The organism is Marinicauda pacifica (assembly GCF_004793635.1).
Taxonomy (GTDB): domain Bacteria; phylum Pseudomonadota; class Alphaproteobacteria; order Caulobacterales; family Maricaulaceae; genus Marinicauda; species Marinicauda pacifica.
In genome coordinates, this window is sequence record NZ_SRXV01000054.1 from 1 (window position 1) to 314 (window position 314).

The 314-nt window shown below is 65.0% G+C and carries 1 protein-coding gene; it reads left to right on the top strand.

The window, feature by feature from the left end; translation table 11 throughout:
- Nucleotides 1-314, top strand: a 314-nt coding sequence (locus E5162_RS14360) for a PepSY-associated TM helix domain-containing protein (RefSeq protein ID WP_135945956.1), incomplete at both ends; no start/stop codon positions are given.

Here is a 314-nt window from a genome sequence, read left to right on the forward strand (position 1 = left end):
ATCATGCTCGCCCTCGTAATTTCGGGCTTTGCGGCCCATCCGCGCGTGTTCCGCGATGCCTTCCGCTTCCGGAGCAGCGGCAATCCCCAGCTGGCCGAAGCCGACCTGCACAATCGCCTCTCGGTCTGGGGGAGCCCGTTCCACGTCATCATTCCGCTGACCGGGGCGATGCTTGGCCTGTCCATCCTGTTTGCCGTTGTCGTTGGCCAGAGCTTCCACGAAGGCGACATGCGCTATGCGTTCCAGCCGACTTTCGGGGCCGAAGGCGTGCGCAGCGACGCCGAAGCGCCGATTGCCGATATCGCTCCCGCCCT